This window comes from Pseudonocardia sulfidoxydans NBRC 16205, assembly GCF_007989085.1.
Taxonomy (GTDB): Bacteria; Actinomycetota; Actinomycetes; order Mycobacteriales; family Pseudonocardiaceae; genus Pseudonocardia; species Pseudonocardia sulfidoxydans.
In genome coordinates, this window is the sequence record NZ_BJVJ01000110.1 from 1 (window position 1) to 15,379 (window position 15,379).

Sequence of the window (15,379 nt, forward strand, 5' to 3'; positions counted from 1 at the left end):
CCTCAACCACTGGCCCGCATCCGCCCGGTCTGCAACCTTGCACCTGCCCACGCCGCCGACGCGGTCCGCGCATGGTGGGCCGAGACCGAGCGTGACGTCCACGCCCGCGCGGCCCTGGTCCACGGCCTCCTGTCCACATTCCACGCGCAGGAGGACGACATGGCGACATCCACGCAACCACTGACCTTCGAGGCCGCCGCCGGACCTGACCATCCCGCCGTGTCAGACGGGTTCGGACCGTCGGCCGCTCGGGTGAGCGCAACGCTGGTCGCAGGCGTCGCAGACCTGGGCGGTGACCTCGAGCCCGGGGAGGCGCTCGCGCGCCTGCACGGTCTGGTCACCACCGCCGCGCAGGAGATCGAGGACCCCGACGCTGGCACCAGCGTCGCAGCCCTGGTGCGCTGCGGCGGCGGGCGGCTGAGGGCTGGTGCATGTCGGTGACTCCCGGGCCTATCTGCTCCGCGACGGGCGGCTGACCCGCTTGACCCACAACCACGCCCTCGTCCGGATGATGGTCGAGGCCGGCGAGCTCACCGAGGCCGAGGCCGCATCGCACCCGCGGCGCAGCGTTCTGCTGCGCGCCGTCGGCCCCGGCGACGACGTCGAACCCGACCTGGCACTGCAGCGGTGGCAGGCGGGTCCAGGCGTCGGGAGGTGTTGGACTCCTCCGCGGTCGAGCCGCCCGCGCTGAGCCTGGGCGTGGTCACAGTCCTGCTCGGCCGCGCCGACGGTCTGACCCAGCTGCTGCTGCAGAAGGGCCTGTCCTCAGACAACTTCGTCGGGATCCTCGACGGCGCCAAGCTCGGGCAGGTCTTCACCGACACCCCACCTCGATCCCGTCCTGCCTCCTGGCGAGCTCATCGCGGGAATCCTGGCGGCCTGGTTCGCCAGGTTGGCGGCGTCGTCCAGCGGGCGCACGACAAGATCCGCCGCGTAGCTGTCGCAGGGGTCGGGTGCCCAAAGGGCGAGCCGGAGCCGGACGTCGCCCTCCGCCCGCGCTGGGGTGCGGTTCGGCGAGCCAGTGCGCGGCCGCGTGGCCGGGACGCTGTTTGCGGCGGCGGGCGGGTCGGTTGCCAACTGGGACTGGGCGGCCGACCGGTCACGGCTGGGTGTCAGACCCAGCCGATGGAGCCGCTGACGAAGCTGGTATGGCCGGCGCAGTCGTGAGCTGATCGACTCGTACTGCGGTGGCCCGAGTGGATCCACGCGGGGAGTGGGGGTCGCTGCCACCTGCCCGCAGCATCGCGGGGGGAGGGCGGACGCGATGCCGACGGGCTCCACCGGAGTCTCGATCCACGACGTGACGGTCTTGACCGCCTGTTCCGACAGTGATGGAGTGGGACGCAGTCCTGATGAGCGGGACGCGAGCGGTGCGAGCTGCGGGCGGACGAGCGAGCGGAGGGCCGGATGGGCTTGGTGAGCGGCGGTGAGCTGGCAGCGCGTGCGCTGGCAGAACACGGTGTCGACGTTGTGTTCGCGATCCACGGAGGGCATCTCAACCCGTTCCTCCTGGCGTGTGCGGACCTCGGGGTCCGGCTCGTCGACGGTCGTCACGAGGGTGCCAGCGGTCATTCCGCGGACGGGTATGCGCGTGCCACCGGGGGCCTGGGCGTCGTCGCGGTGACGGCGGGCGCCGGGTATGCGAACTGTCTGCCGGCGATCGTGAGTGCCCACCTCGACAGGGTTCCCCTGCTGGTCGTCACGAGCTCGCCGCCGTTGCGCGAGAGCGAGCTCAACGAGTTGCAGGGTGGGATCGACCAGGTCGGTATCGTCCGGCCCGTCACCCGCTGGGCGCATCGGGTCACCTCGACGGACCGCATCCCCGACCTGGTCGGGCTCGCGGTACGAAAGGCGCTGGCGGGCCCCCCGGGGCCGGTCCTGCTCGACATTCCGGTGGACGTGATGTTCTCGGAGGTCGAGGAGTCGCGGATCGCCACCGCGGGAGCTCCGGCCGCCGCTCTGCCGGCGCCCTCGGCCGAGGTCGTCGCGGCGATCGTCGAACGTCTCGAGGCCTCACGACGGCCGGTGGTCATCGCGGGAAACGGCATCCGCTACTCCCACGGCCTGGACGCGCTGGTCGCCTTCGCCGACCGCTCGGGGGTTCCGGTGTTCGGCCAGATGGGGACGGCCGGTCTGCCTGCTGACCATGTGTCGAACGCCGGGGGGGCGTGGAACCTCGGGATGCTCGAGACCGAGCTCGGGGAGCGCCCCGACCTTGTCCTCCTGGTCGGGGCGAGACTGGGCCGCTTCTTGGGGGGGCGGACCGGTTCGATGGTCCCCGACGACGCGACGCTCGTGCAGATCGACATCGACCCGTCCGAGATCGGCCGGGTCAGGGCGGTCGACCTGCCGGTGGTCGCCGATGCACGCGAGACGCTGCTGGCGGTGACGGCCGGGCTGCGAGACGGAGGGGCTGAACGGGCGGGGTGGGCGAAAGGTGTCGTTGCGGTCAACCATCGCCGGTCGTCGTTCGCCGACGAGCCGGCCGAGGTCGACGGTCGCATCCATCCCTATCACGGGGTTCGTGCCGCGCTGCGGGCGCTCGACCCGTCCACGACGGTCGTCGTCGACGGTGGCGAGGCGGCGGGCTGGGTGTGGGAGAGCCTGGCCGAGGCGCGACCGTTCGACGTCATGGGCTTCGGTGGCTACCTCGGTATCCTCGGGCTCAGTACCGGGCTGGGCGTCGGGGCGCAGGTCGCTCGCCCGGGCGGGCGGGTCGTGGTCTTCTGTGGCGACGGCGCGGCCGGCTTCCACATCCAGGAGCTCGACACGATGGTCCGCCACGGGCTGCCCGTCGTGACGGTCGTGGTCAACAACGCCTTGTGGGCCCAGTCCGTCCGTAGCCAGAACCGTGACTACGGGCCGCGGGGTGAGGTGATCAGTCATCTCACCGACACCGATTACGACCAGGTGGCGACCGGTTTCGGGGCCTACGGGGAGCGGGTCACCACGCTCTCCGAGGTCGCTGGGGCCATGAGGCGGGCGCTGGACTGCGGGCGGCCCGCGCTGATCAACCTGTCGGTGGCCTACGGACCCGAGCCGCGGACCGCCGCCGGTATGGGGCGCAAGCCGTCGACCGACGAGATCGCGGTTCCCTACTACGAGGCGATCCCGAAGGGGCCGTACTGATGTCGAGCGGGCGCACGAGCTCGTGTCGTCGGTGGAACAGGGCATGAGCAGCCGGCTCGGGGCGGTCCTCGCCGCCCTCGACGCCGGCATGGACATCGTCGAGCTGGGGCATCCGCTGCACAGCGCCGTCCCGGCACTCCCGACGCAGCCGGGCTTCCGGTCGGCGCTCATGCAGCGCCACGGTGATCGGACGTTCGACGGCGGGCTGTCGGCCGCGAACGAGATGATGGTGATGGGTACCCATGTCGGGACGCACATCGACGCGTTCTGCCACATCTCCCACAACGGGCAGCTGCACGGTGGTGTCGACGCCGTCGCCAGCCAGCGTGGCGGTGCTTTCGACACCGGGTCGATCGACGAGCTGCCGCCGTTGGTGTCACGGGGCGTGCTGCTCGATGTAGCCGCCCACCGGGGTCGCGACCATCTCGACGGCGGCGACGTCGTCACCGCGGACGACCTCGCGGATGTGGCAGTAGCGGCAGGCGTCGCCGTCGGGAGCGGCGACGTCGTCTGCGTCCGGACGGGCTGGGCTCGGCGCTACGGCGATGCCGCGGCATATCTCGGGACGGACGGAGGCTGCCCGGGTCTCGTCGAGTCGGCCGCCCACTGGCTCGCCGACCGGGGCGTGTGTGCGGTCGGGACCGACACCCTGCAGTTCGACGCGGTCCCGGACGGCGGCATCCCGCACGATCTGGCGTGTCATCGGGTGCTGTTGGTCGAGCAGCAGATCAGCATCCTGGAGAACCTCTGGCTCGAGGGCGTCGCGGGTCGCGGTGTCGTCGAGTTCGTGTTCGTGGCCGCGCCGCTGCGCCTGGTCGGTGCGACGGGATCGCCGTTGCGCCCCTTCGCGCTGGTCTGAGCCCAGCGGCCATGACGTCGGGGGAGGCCTGTGCCCTGGCCGCCGGGCCGGCGCACGTCGGGACCTCCCTCGCTGTCGCTGTCGCTGTCGCTGTCGCGCTGCGTGTCGCGTCGGCCCGCGTCGCGGGACGTGCGGCGCGTCGTGTATCCGCCCGGCGACGCCATGGCACGGTCGGGCTCCGCAATGTTCGAGGGTCGCTCCGCGGTGTTCGAGGGTCGGTGGCCGCCCGGCGTCCCGGTTCGGGCGCGCGGCGGCCCGGCCGTGGACGCGGACCCCGACGCCGCACCCGGCCCTGTCCCGGTGAGTCCGTCCATGTCCCGGCTGCGGCTGCGCTGCGTCCGCGATTCCGGCCTCTGTGCGCGGAGGTGCACGATGGCTCCGGCCCGGCCCGGAGGAAATCGGGACGCCGTCTCGATCGCTTCTTGTTCATCGCCCAGGTGGGTGATAGCTTCCCGTCACTGCAGAACGAACCTCGTACGGGCCGCATCGGAAGATCAATGGAGATTGCCAGATGAGCGACGAGGGCAGGGCCGCCCTGACCGAACCGGCGAAGGACCTCGGGCCGGTGAAGGAACAATTGCGCACCGATGGCTACGCCGTCGTTCCCGACGTCCTTACCGCGGACGAGGTGGCGGCGTTGCGGAGCCGGCTGGTGCAACTCGCCGCCGACGAGCGCGAGGCAGCGCGCGCCCTCGGGGCGCCCGAGTCCGACGAAGCCCAGTTCGTCCGCACCCTGGTGGCCAAGGCGCAGGAGTTCCGCGATCTCGCGGTGCACCCGACAGCGCTGGAGCTGGCGCGGCACATTCTCGGGCCGGACCTCCTCCTGTGGGAGGCCTTCGCCAACCGGGTACCCCCCGGTGGCCCGGCCGGCGGCGCACACATCGACCAGGGCCCGATGCCCAGCGACATCACGTGGCCGGTCGTGTGCGCGTTCCTCTACATGCTCGACGACTTCACCGACGAGAACGGCGCGACCTTCGTGGTGCCGGGCAGCCACCGCCGCCACCGCGACGAGCTGACCCCGGAGTCGTTCGCCGCGGGCCGGGTGACGGCGACCGGCACGGCCGGATCGGTCATCGTCATGGACGGACGGGTCTGGCACTCGATCGGCAAGAACCGGACGAGCGATTTCTGGCGCCATGGTGCGCTGATGTTCTACTCGGTTCCCTACCTGCGGGTGAAGGAGAACTGGGCCTTCCTCACCCCCCCGGAGATCGTGCAGGACGCCTCGCCCCTGCTGCGCGAGCTGATGGGGTTCAAGATGTGGCGTTCGCTCGGCGGCCCCAAGGCCGACAAGGCATTCATCGGCGGGCAGGCCGGCGTCAGCTCCTACGACGGCCAACTCCTGAAGGAGGACGAGGCGTCGGGCTGGGGCGCGGTCCGCCCGCCGTGGCTCAACTGAACGAGATGTAGCGCCGAGCCGCGTGGACCTCGGTGCCGCCGTCGGCGGTCCGTGGTCCACGCGTGGTACCGAGATCGTGTCGATGGGCCGCCGCCGGCGTCCGGTCGTGATCGGGGTCTTCTGCAAGGCAGGTCCAATCCGTTTGCTGGCGGGTTCTCATCGAGGAGAGCTGAAGATCGTGGGATTGATTCAGACAACACGCGGGCGCGCAGGCCGTCGCGTCGGTACTGCGCTCGCAGGGCTGGCGCTGGCAGCGACGTTGGCGGCCTGCGGTTCGTCGGACGAGCAGTCCGGTACGGCGTCGGCCAAGGGCGTGACCGACACCCAGATCGTGCTGGGCGGAACCGCGCCGCTGACCGGCCCGGTCGCCGCGAGCTGTCTGGAGTACACCGAATCGGCGGAGGCCTGGTTCAAGCACGTCAACGACAAGGGCGGGGTGAACGGCCGCCAGATCGTGTGGGACCCGCTCGACGACGCCTACGACCTGGTCCGGGCCGGCGCCAACGCGCGGACGCTCGTCGACTCCGACATCTTCGCGATCTTCGGCGGCTGTGGGTCGATCCAGCCGCCGGTCGTCGAGCAGCAGGCCGAGAAGGCCAAGGTCCCGTACCTCTTCCCGACCGCGTTCCTGCCGGCGCTGTACAACCCCGTGCAGCAGTACACGTTCGCGCAGTTCCCGTCCTACGGCACCCAGCTGGTCAGCCTCGTCCCCTATGCGTTCGACAAGTACGGCAAGGGGACCGTCGGCGCGGTCATGCTGCAGACGCCCGGTATCGACCAGGCACTCGCGGAGATCAAGAAAGATGTCCAGGAGGCCGGAGCCCAGTACGTCGACAGCGACTACCTGACGGCGACGACGTCGGACTTCACGCCGTTCGTGCTCAAGCTCAAGCAGGCGAACCCGGACTACGTCCTCACCAACCTGCCGCCGGCGAACATGCTGCAGTTCGAGAAGGCCGCACAGGCCCAGGGATTCGCCCCGGGCAAGGCGTACCTGAACGCGCAGGCCCTGGCCAGCGCGCAGTTCACCGATCCGCTGATGAGCAGCGGGAAGAATCTGCTCGGCGGGAAGGTCCTCGCCACGGTGGCCACCGCGTCTCCGGAGGATCCGACGTCGGCGGAGTGCGCGGCCGCGATCACTCAGTACGCACCGAAGTACACGGTCAACTACGTGACGCTCGCCGGCTGCACGGGCGCGGTGTTCATGACGTCGGTGCTGCAGAAGATGGGTGACGACCTCACCCGCGACAACCTGATCGCGACGCTGCAGGGTCTCAAGGACGTCTCGCTGGCGCCGAACGCCCTGCCCGTGACGCTGACGGCGCAGGACCATCTCGCGACGAAGAAGGTCTACGTCGTGCAGCTCGGCGACGACGGCAAGTGGCAACAGCAGGGCAGTGTCGACATCGACACCAACTTCTGACGCCCGTCCCTCTCGCGCAGGCCCATCGGAACCGGGAGCCCCTGTGACCCTCCTCCTGCAGATCGTCGTCAGTGGCGTCGTCGCGGGTTTCACCTACGGGCTCGTCGGCCTGTCGGCGAGCATCCTGTTCAAGACGACCGGGATCTTCAGCTTCGCCCAGCCGATGATCGCCACCCTGCTGGCCTTCTTCGCGTACTTCCTCATCGGGGAGTTCAAGCTGAGCTTCTGGATCGCCCTTCCGCTGCTGCTGGTGATCGCGGCGGCGGTCGGGGCGGGCGTCTACTACGTCGCGTTCCGGCCCGGGGACGGCCACGGCCAGTTCAACCTGGTCGTTCGCACCCTCGGCCTCTTCCTGCTGATCGAGCAGTTCGTGGCGTGGCGGTGGAGCCGGGGGGAGCCGTTCGCCTTCCCGCCGCTGATCGGCGGGCCGTCGGTGTCACTCGGCGCGGGGATCATGGTCGCGCGGCAGACGATCGCCATCGCCGCGATCACCGTAGTCCTGCTGGTCGTCTGTTACCTGCTGCTCACCCGGACCCGGACCGGGCTGATGCTGCGCTGCCTGGCCGAGTCCGGCGAGAACTCCGCCGTCCTGGGGATGCCACGACGCCGGCTGGCGGCGACGGCGTGGGCGGCCTCCACCGTCATCTGCGTGTTCGTGGCGGTGTTCAACGCGCCGATCACCAACGTCTACACCGCCATGTTCACGCCGTTCGTGCTGTTCGCCTTCGCGGGGCTGCTCATCGGGGGGCTGTACAGCTGGTCGGGGGCGCTGGTCGGGGGAGTGATCGTCGGGATCGCCGTCAACGTCTCCGCCGCCTACTGGAAGCCGGAGATCGGGGCCCTCATCGTGTTCGTCCTGCTGCTCGGCGTGCTGGTCTTCCGACCGGCCGGAATCGTCGGCCGCACGTTCGCGGAGCGGCTGTGAGCACCGCGTCGGCCCGTGCCGCGGCGGCCCACCCTGGGGAGAACTGACATGTTCACGGTGGCCGCGCGTCTCGGCGCGATCAAATGGAGCTACCTCTGCCTGGTCGTGATCCTGATCTGGGGGCTCAGCTCCGGCGCGTCGTTCCAGCTGGTGCTGGTGACGGCGATCGCCTACGCCCTCGGCGCGGTCGGGCTGGACGTGATCTCCGGCTACGGCGGTCAGCCCGCGATCGGGCAGGGCGGCTTCATGGCGATCGGCGCGTACATGTCCACGATCGCGATCAACGACTGGGGCATGTCCATCGCCGGCGCGCTCGGCGTCACCCTGGTCGCGAGCATCCTGGTCGCGCTCCTGCTCGGCTTCGGGGCGCTGCGGCTGCCGCACCTGGGACTGGCGATCGTGACCTTCTGCTTCGCCTACGTCGTCAACGTGCTCGTGAACGGGACGATGCTCGGCGACTGGACGCACTCGGTGAATGGGCTCATCGTCGATCAGGTGTCGGTCGGGCCGCTGAGCTTCACCTCCGAGCGCGACGGGCTCATCATGAGCGTGATCCTGCTCGCCGTCGTCATCGGGCTCACCCAGCTGCTGCTGTTCTCCAAGTACGGCCGCTGGCTGATGGCGGTGAAGCGCAGCGAGACGATGACCGCTGCGATCGGTGTCGACCCGTTGACGGTCAAGATGCTGGCCTACGTCTGGTCCAGTGTCTGCGGTGCGTTGGGCGGCGTCGTGCTGGCGCAGAGCCAGGGCACCATCTCGCCCGACACGTTCAACGTGATGCTGTCGATCATGCTGTTCAGCCTGGTCGCCGTCGGCGGGCTCGGCACCGTGTGCGGGCCGATCCTGGCCGCGATCGTCTACGTCGTGATCCAGGACGCGGGGTCGACCAACGACTCGGCCGGGATGTGGTGGCCGATCCTGTTCATGGTCGTGCTCATCCTGGCGCCGGGTGGTGGGTTCGAGCTCGTGTCCCGCGTCTTCGCGATGGTGGGAGCGACGTGGCGGCGGGTCGGGGGTGGGCGCATCCGGCTACCGGAGCGTGTCCGCGAACGGCTCGACGGCCTGGGGAGGCGGCGCGGGCGGGCGATCCCGGTCGTCGCCGAGGCGGACGTGGTGAGGCCGGCCGCATCGGACCAGGAGGCAGGGGATCTCGTCGTCGAGGGCGTGCGGGTCACGTTCGGCGGGGTGGTCGCCGTGGACTCGGTGGGCTTCTCGGTGCGGGCGGGCTCGATCCACGCCCTCATCGGCCCGAACGGTGCGGGCAAGACGACGGTACTCGACGTGTTGACCGGCATCACCCGGCAACGGGCGGGGGACGTCCGGGTCGGTGGCCGCGATGTCCTCACGGTGCCCACCCGCAAGCGGATCCGGCTGGGGATGGGGCGTGCGTTCCAGCATCCCGCGCTCGTCGGCGACCTGACGGTGTTCGACAACGTCCTGATGGCCGCCGAAGCGGCGAACCGGCCGCCGCTCGGGCTCGCGCGGCGTCGCCGCGTTCGCGCCGAGAACAGCGAGCGGGCCGGCTGGGCGTTGACGGTCGTCGACGTCGACCCGGCCACATGGTCCGAGGCCGCCGACACCCTGACCGGCGGCCACCGGAAGCTCGTCGACATCGCCCGCGCGATCGCGGCCGAGCCGCACCTGCTGCTGCTGGACGAGCCGACGTCGGGGGTGCGGGCCGAGGAGACCGATGCGATCGCCCGCGCGATCCGCCAGGTCCGGGCCGCCGGCACGACGGTCCTGACCGTGGACCACAACGTCGCGTTCATCCGCGACATCGCGGAGCACACGACGGTCCTGAACTTCGGGCGGGTGATCGCCGACGGCGCCACCTCCGAGGTCATGAAGGACCCGGCCGTCGCGGCGGCGTTCCTGGGCACGGAACGGACGGCCGCGGATGTCTGAGGTCGCGCCGCTGCTCGAACTGACCCGGGTCGAGGCCGGGTACGGCAAGAACCGGGTCCTGCACGACGTGTCGCTCACCGTGGCCCCCGGTGAGGTGGTGGGCCTCATCGGTCGCAACGGTGCCGGGAAGACCACCACCGCCCGCGTGGTGTCCGGTCTGCTCACCCCGGGCAGCGGTGACGTCCGGTTCCGCGGCGACGACCTGCGCGGATCGCCGGTCCGGGCCGCACGGGCCGGGATCGCGCACGTGCCGCAGGGCCGCGGCCTGTTCGCGGGGCTGTCGGTCATGGACAACCTCAGGGCCGGCGCGTACGCGGTGGGACGTGATCTCGACCGGGCCACCGTCGACGACATCCTGCGGATCTTCCCGCCCTTGGAGAAGCTGCTCGGGCGGCGGGCAGGGCTGCTCAGCGGCGGCGAGCAGCAGATGGTCACGATCGCGCGGGGGATCGCGTCCCATCCCGTGCTCATGATCGTCGACGAGCTCAGCCTCGGCCTCGCTCCGATCATCGTGGACTTCACGTGGGCCGCGCTGCTGTCGCTGCGGGACGAGCATCAGACGGCGATCCTGATCATCGACCAGAACACCGATCGCGTGATCGCCAAGTGTGACCGGACCTTCCATCTGAGAGACGGAGCGACATCGCTGGTGACCGGAACGCCCGACGACAAGCCGATCTCCGATCTCGACACGACGCGCGTCATCTGAGGACGACCGCCAGCCCGCACAGCTGCCGGGACGTCGTCCCGGCCAGTTGATCGCCCGCAGACGAACAGGATGAGGAACGTGCAGACTGCCGCGCACACCGACCCGGGCGGGTCCCCGCCTCTGCCGCTCGCCGGCATCCGGGTGCTCGAGCTCGGCCAGGTGATCTCCGCGCCCTATGGTGGGCTCCTGCTCGCCGAGCTCGGCGCCGAAGTGATCAAGATCGAGTCACCGGACGGTGGGGACAGCTCGCGCAACGCTGAGATCACGGGGATCGGGGAGCTCAGCGCCACCTTCGTGACGTTCAACCACAACAAGCGGTCGTTGGCGCTCGACCTGAAGTCCCCCGACGACTACGCGACGTTCGCGGGCCTCGTCACGTCCGCGGACGTCGTGCTCACCAACATGACACCGCGGGTGCTGCGGTCGCTCTCGGCCGACTACGACACGCTGGCCGCGCTCAACCCGGCGCTGATCCTCTGTGCCATCCAGGGCTTCTCCGGCGACGACCCGCGCGCCGACGCGCCGTCCTACGACCTGACCCACCAGGCGCTGTCGGGGCTGATGCTGTTCGAGGGACAGCCGGGCGACCCGCCGCTGCGAATGTGCCTGCCGATCGCCGACCTGTCCTCGGCGCAGTTCGCCGTGAACGGGATTCTCGCCGCCCTGGTTGCGCGCGGCCGCACCGGCCGTGGTGAGCTCGTCCGGGTCCCGATGTACAACGCCACGCTCAGCCTCCTCACCTACACCGCGACGCTGTATCTGACGTCGGGGAAGGAGCCGGTCCGAACCGGTGTGGAGCACGAGCACACGGTGCCGTGGCAGGCGGTCGCCACCGCCGACGGCGACGTGGTCCTCGCGGTCCGCGCGGAGCGGTTCTGGCAGCGGTTGTGCCACGCGATCGAGCGTCCCGACCTGATCGAGGACCCCCGTTTCGAGTCGAACTCGGTGCGGATGCGCAACCGGGCCGAACTGCGGTCGATCCTGGAGAAGAGCCTGGCCGGCCACGGCGCCGACCACTGGCTCCGGCGGCTGGCCGAGTTCGGTGTCCCGTCGGCGAAAGTTCGAACCGTCAAGGAGGCGCTCGAGGCGGCGCAGACCGAGGTGGCGCCGATGGTGCAGTCCTACGACCAGGAAGGCTTCGGCACCGTCACGTTGCTGGGCTCCCCGATCGAGTTCGGCAGCGGTGCGCGGCTGACCGTGGCAGCGGCCCCTGACCTCGACGAGTACCGGGACCATCTCCGATGACCGACGTCGACCACGTCAGGGTCGCCCAGGAGGAACGTGTGCTCTCCGGGCTGCGTACCTGGCTACCGACGCGCGCACCGGAGCTGGGGGCCGTCCAGTCGGTCCGGCCGATCTCGGGGGGTCGCTCGAACCTCGTCTACGGCATCGACACCGACGACGGAGCCACGTACTGCCTGCGGTGCTCGACCAGCGACGACGGCGCCGCGGCGAAGGCGATCCAGCGGGAGTACGAGCTGGTCACCGCGCTGGGCGCGACCGCCGTTCCCGTCCCCACGACCTACGCGGTCTGTACCGACGTCCAGGTGATCGGCGCTCCGTTCTTCCTGATGTCGTTCGCGCAGGGCGCGGCGCTCGACTCGACCGACGCGCTGCGGGCGGTGGCGCCGGGGGACCGGGCGACGATCGGCACGAAGCTGGCCCGTGCACTCGCCGACATCCACCGGGTAGGGGTCGAGGCCGCAGGACTCGCCTCGCTGCTGCGCGCCGAGCCCTTCGTCCTGCGGCAGCTGCGGCGGTGGCGAGGGTTGCTGACCGAGCAGGACGTCGCCGAGCATCCCGGTCTGGAATCCGTCGCCCGGAGCCTGGAGCAGCGGTTCCCGGGCGAGCCGCGCGTCGCACTGCTGCACGGCGACTTCAAGATCGGGAACTGTCTGCTCACGGCGGACGGGCAGCTGCGCGCCGTGGTGGACTGGGAGCTGGCATCGACCGGCGACCCCCGCGCCGACTTGGGCTGGTTCCTGGCCAGCTGGTCCGCACCGGGGGAGTCGGGGACCCGTATCGTCCCCCCGCCGGGACGTGTACCCGGCTACTGCGGTCGCGACGACCTGATCGAGGCCTACGCCGGACGGGCCGACGCACCGCTCGACGGGCTGACGTACTTCGAGGCGTTCGCCCAGTGGAAGTGGGCCTGCATCGATGCCGGGATTCGCAGGCGTTTCTCCCGCCCGGGGCACGTGTCGGCGACCCGACTGGACCTCGACGTCGTCGGAGCGGAGCTGACCGCCAGGCTCGCGCGGGCCGGCGAACTGCTGGAATAGGAGCGGAACTCCCCGTGGACTTCAGTATCTCTGCGACCGCGCTCGACCACCTGGAACGCGTCCGCCGCTTCATGTCCGACCACGTCTACCCGGCGGAGCTGGTCTACGCGGCCCAGCGCGAGGAACTCACCGCCGCCGGCCGACCCCACGACCCACCGCCTGTCATGCTCGACCTCATCGCCGAGGCGCGAGCGCAGGGGCTGTGGAACCTGTTCCGTGGCGGGGCCGCCGGACTGGCGCAGGTCGACTACGCGATCCTCGCCGAACAGACCGGCCGGAGCCCGTTCATCGCGCCGGCGGCGATGAACTGCCTGTCCCCCGACAGCGGGAACATGGACATGCTCGACCGGTTCGCCACCGACCCCCAGCGGACGGACTGGCTGGAGCCGCTGCTCGAAGGCGAGATCCGGTCGGCGTTCTCGATGACCGAGCCCGACGTCGCGTCCAGCGATGCGACGAACATCGACACCCGCATCGTCGAAGACGGCGACCACTACGTCGTCAACGGCCGGAAATGGTTCACGACCGGCGCCGCAGACCCCCGGTGCCGGCTGCTGATCCTGCTCGGCAGGTCGCACCCGGACGCTGCTCGCCATCGACAGCACACGATGCTGCTCATCCCGCGGGATGCCGACGGGGTGCGGATCGTGCGCGCGCTTCACGTGTTCGGCTACCGCGATCAACAGGGCCATTGCGAGATCGAGTACGACGACGTCCGGGTGCCCCGGGCGAACGTCCTCGGCCGGGCCGGGCACGGGTTCCAGGTGGCGCAGGCCCGCCTGGGGCCGGGCCGGGTGCACCACTGCATGCGGGCCATCGGCATGGCCGAGCGGGCCCTGGAGATGATGGTGGAGCGCGCGCAGAGCCGGGTCGCCTTCGGCACCCCGCTCAGCGACCAGGGCGTCGTCCGCAACACCATCGCCCGCTCGCGGATCGAGATCGACCAGGCGCGGCTGCTGGTCCTGCACACCGCGTGGCTGGTGGACCGCTACGGCGTCGACGACGTCCGCGCCTCGGTGTCGGCGATCAAGGTCGTCGCGCCGGAGGTGGCGCAGAACGTCCTCGACCGCGCGATCCAGCTCTTCGGCGGCATGGGCGTCACCGACGACACGCCACTGGCCGAGATCTGGTCACGGGCCCGCACCCTGCGCATCGTGGACGGCCCCGAGGACGTGCACCTGCGCACCGTCGCCCGCTCGGTGCTCGCCGGTCAGCCGGCGCACCTCAGGGCCGGTGGACCCGCCGGCCGGGCCGAGGCCTGAGCCGGTCCGGCCCACGCCGTCGTCCCACCGCCGCGGGGGCGGACCTCCTCAGTCGTCCGGGCGAGCGGTGAGCAGGTTCGTGAGTGCCCGCGCCGTGTCCTTCACCAGCGGGCCGAACCTGTCCGCCGCGTCGTCGGCCGCCCGGTAGCGCGGAACGGTCACCGTGATCGACCCGGCCGGCCGGCCGTTCGTGAAGTAGGCGGCCGCGAACCCGCAGGCGTCGGGGATGTTCTCCCCGATGCTGACGGCGTAGCCGCGCTCGCGCGTCTCCGCGAGATCGGCCCGGAGTCGCGTTGCCTCGGTCTCGGGCAGCGCCAGCTCGGTGAGGACCTCCTCACCCAGGTGGGCGAGGACCGCCTTGCCTGCGGCGCCCCGCTCCAGCGGGAGCCGGCCCCCGATCGGGAGGACGTAGCGCACCGGGCGGTCGCATTCGGCTGCCGCGACCGTGGTGAGCCGACCTCCGGCAAAGGTCGTGAGATACGCCGTCTCCTCCGCCCGTTCGACCAGCCGGTCGAGCAGGCCCTTCGAGAGCTCGAGGACGTTCTGGCGGTACCCCAGGAACGTCGCCCAGGCCGCGAGTACCTCGCCCGGCTCGTAGTTCCCGCTCGGCAGCGCGTTGGCCACCCGAAGGTCGGCCAGGTTCTGCAGGACGCGGTGCACGGCGCTGCGACTGACCCCGAGCACCGTCGCGAGCTGGCGGACGCCGACGCCGCCCTCCTCCGCCCGGGCGAGCGCGTCGAGGACGGCGACCACTCTCGCGGTCGTACTGTCCTTCTTCCCGCCGGCATCGGCGGCCGCAGTCGGCTCCGTGTCGTCCTCTCCAGCCATCGATCCTCCCCGGTAGAATCCTGGAGGAGCGCCAGGAACGCTGGACGGTGTCCCGATGTGTGCGCCTGCCAGCTTATCGTCCTCCACGATGCGAGATGCAGCTGCCGGAGTCTCGTCAGTGTTCGCGGGGCGTCGTCGCGTCGTGTCGTTCTCGTGCGGCGGCGGGGCCGTCCGGTCGGCGAGATGACCTCGTTCGAGCGTTGGCGGCGCGGCGCGTGAGCGGGTGCTCGCGACACGGCGAATGCCATCGTGAGCTGCGCTAACGTTCCCCGTCCCCGCGCGCCGGCCGGCCCCGTTCACTGCCGCACGATTCCTCGCGGCGACCGTCCGGTCTCCTCGTGCGCGGGTCGGCGCCCGGGTGCGGCCTGACGGTCGAACCGGGACGCACCGCGCACCGACCGGCCCACCCCGGCGCTCCAGCAGCTCGTCCCGCTGAACTAGACATCGTCCCGATATGACTGCCGGTCGGGAGCCTGGTGACCGGCAGGCGTCGCGGGAGCCGCCGCGGCCTCCTCGTCGGTGTCGACGTCGGAACAAATGCCTAGGGGCATAGCTCTTGCGGTTTGCTTTCGGGCGCGACGTCGAGCGTCACGCGCTCGGACAGCGAGGTGCCGGGCAGCAGCCGGGAGCGAGCAGGACCGAGGGGACTCATGAC

General features: G+C 70.8%; 13 protein-coding genes and 1 pseudogene. 12 read left to right on the top strand and 2 right to left on the bottom strand.

Translation table 11 applies throughout. The features are described 5' to 3' along the window. A pseudogene (locus tag PSU4_RS32050) lies at nucleotides 1-441 on the top strand (hypothetical protein); the annotation flags it as partial. After that, nucleotides 428-691 carry a protein phosphatase 2C domain-containing protein gene (locus PSU4_RS28685; protein WP_147115396.1) on the top strand — a complete coding sequence of 88 codons (264 nt, stop codon included), beginning with the start codon at nucleotides 428-430 and terminating at the stop codon, nucleotides 689-691. The pseudogene PSU4_RS32050 and the gene PSU4_RS28685, both read left to right, overlap by 14 nt. 74 nt (nucleotides 692-765) lie before the next feature. On the opposite strand, the gene PSU4_RS32630 is transcribed toward PSU4_RS28685, so the two are convergent. After that, on the bottom strand, nucleotides 766-1,572 hold the full coding sequence (locus PSU4_RS32630) for a hypothetical protein (RefSeq protein WP_246115408.1): 807 nt from the start codon (nucleotides 1,570-1,572) through the stop codon (nucleotides 766-768). Between PSU4_RS32630 and PSU4_RS28695 the strand changes: the two genes are divergently transcribed. From PSU4_RS28695 to PSU4_RS28740, 10 genes are all read left to right on the top strand, one after another. Beyond that, entirely contained in the window at nucleotides 1,471-3,129 is a 1,659-nt protein-coding gene (locus PSU4_RS28695; RefSeq protein ID WP_246115407.1) for a thiamine pyrophosphate-binding protein, read from the top strand. The genes PSU4_RS32630 and PSU4_RS28695 overlap by 102 nt on opposite strands. A gap of 43 nt (nucleotides 3,130-3,172) precedes the next feature. Beyond that, on the top strand, nucleotides 3,173-3,988 hold the full coding sequence (locus PSU4_RS28700) for a cyclase family protein (RefSeq protein WP_147115405.1): 816 nt from the start codon (nucleotides 3,173-3,175) through the stop codon (nucleotides 3,986-3,988). A gap of 511 nt (nucleotides 3,989-4,499) precedes the next feature. Then, nucleotides 4,500-5,390: a phytanoyl-CoA dioxygenase family protein gene (locus PSU4_RS28705; protein WP_147115408.1), complete on the top strand. Its 891-nt coding sequence runs from the start codon at nucleotides 4,500-4,502 to the stop codon at nucleotides 5,388-5,390. Nucleotides 5,391-5,703: 313 nt separating this feature from the next. Next, entirely contained in the window at nucleotides 5,704-6,813 is a 1,110-nt protein-coding gene (locus PSU4_RS28710; protein ID WP_222596433.1) for an ABC transporter substrate-binding protein, read from the top strand. Between the two features lie 43 nt (nucleotides 6,814-6,856). Next, nucleotides 6,857-7,738 carry a branched-chain amino acid ABC transporter permease gene (locus PSU4_RS28715; RefSeq protein WP_186817241.1) on the top strand — a complete coding sequence of 294 codons (882 nt, stop codon included), beginning with the start codon at nucleotides 6,857-6,859 and terminating at the stop codon, nucleotides 7,736-7,738. 48 nt (nucleotides 7,739-7,786) lie between these two features. After that, entirely contained in the window at nucleotides 7,787-9,643 is a 1,857-nt protein-coding gene (locus PSU4_RS28720; RefSeq protein ID WP_147115415.1) for a branched-chain amino acid ABC transporter ATP-binding protein/permease, read from the top strand. Beyond that, on the top strand, nucleotides 9,636-10,352 hold the full coding sequence (locus PSU4_RS28725) for an ABC transporter ATP-binding protein (RefSeq protein ID WP_147115419.1): 717 nt from the start codon (nucleotides 9,636-9,638) through the stop codon (nucleotides 10,350-10,352). The genes PSU4_RS28720 and PSU4_RS28725 overlap by 8 nt, the downstream gene beginning before the upstream one ends. Before the next feature lie 78 nt (nucleotides 10,353-10,430). Beyond that, nucleotides 10,431-11,597 carry a CaiB/BaiF CoA transferase family protein gene (locus PSU4_RS28730; protein ID WP_186817242.1) on the top strand — a complete coding sequence of 389 codons (1,167 nt, stop codon included), beginning with the start codon at nucleotides 10,431-10,433 and terminating at the stop codon, nucleotides 11,595-11,597. Beyond that, nucleotides 11,594-12,634, top strand: a complete 1,041-nt coding sequence (locus PSU4_RS28735; protein WP_147115425.1) for a phosphotransferase family protein — start codon at nucleotides 11,594-11,596, stop codon at nucleotides 12,632-12,634. Before PSU4_RS28730 ends, PSU4_RS28735 begins: the two co-directional genes overlap by 4 nt. A gap of 14 nt (nucleotides 12,635-12,648) precedes the next feature. Further along, on the top strand, nucleotides 12,649-13,896 hold the full coding sequence (locus tag PSU4_RS28740) for an acyl-CoA dehydrogenase family protein (protein WP_147115428.1): 1,248 nt from the start codon (nucleotides 12,649-12,651) through the stop codon (nucleotides 13,894-13,896). Between the two features lie 48 nt (nucleotides 13,897-13,944). Here the strand turns inward: PSU4_RS28740 and PSU4_RS28745 are convergent, their stop codons facing one another. Further along, the gene (locus tag PSU4_RS28745; protein ID WP_147115431.1) at nucleotides 13,945-14,724 is read right to left on the bottom strand and encodes an IclR family transcriptional regulator; all 780 of its coding nucleotides are present in this window, start codon (nucleotides 14,722-14,724) and stop codon (nucleotides 13,945-13,947) included. Nucleotides 14,725-15,379: the final 655 nt, after the last annotated feature.

Bases quoted from the DNA above. Each gene is read 5' to 3' on its own strand.
- PSU4_RS28700 (WP_147115405.1), top strand. From the start codon at position 3,173: ATGAGCAGCCGGCTCGGGGCGGTCCTCGCCGCCCTCGACGCCGGCATG.
- PSU4_RS28735 (WP_147115425.1), top strand. From the start codon at position 11,594: ATGACCGACGTCGACCACGTCAGGGTCGCCCAGGAGGAACGTGTGCTC.
- PSU4_RS28745 (WP_147115431.1), bottom strand. From the start codon at position 14,724: ATGGCTGGAGAGGACGACACGGAGCCGACTGCGGCCGCCGATGCCGGC.
- PSU4_RS28705 (WP_147115408.1), top strand. From the start codon at position 4,500: ATGAGCGACGAGGGCAGGGCCGCCCTGACCGAACCGGCGAAGGACCTC.
- PSU4_RS28720 (WP_147115415.1), top strand. From the start codon at position 7,787: ATGTTCACGGTGGCCGCGCGTCTCGGCGCGATCAAATGGAGCTACCTC.
- PSU4_RS28725 (WP_147115419.1), top strand. From the start codon at position 9,636: ATGTCTGAGGTCGCGCCGCTGCTCGAACTGACCCGGGTCGAGGCCGGG.
- PSU4_RS32630 (WP_246115408.1), bottom strand. From the start codon at position 1,572: ATGACCGCTGGCACCCTCGTGACGACCGTCGACGAGCCGGACCCCGAG.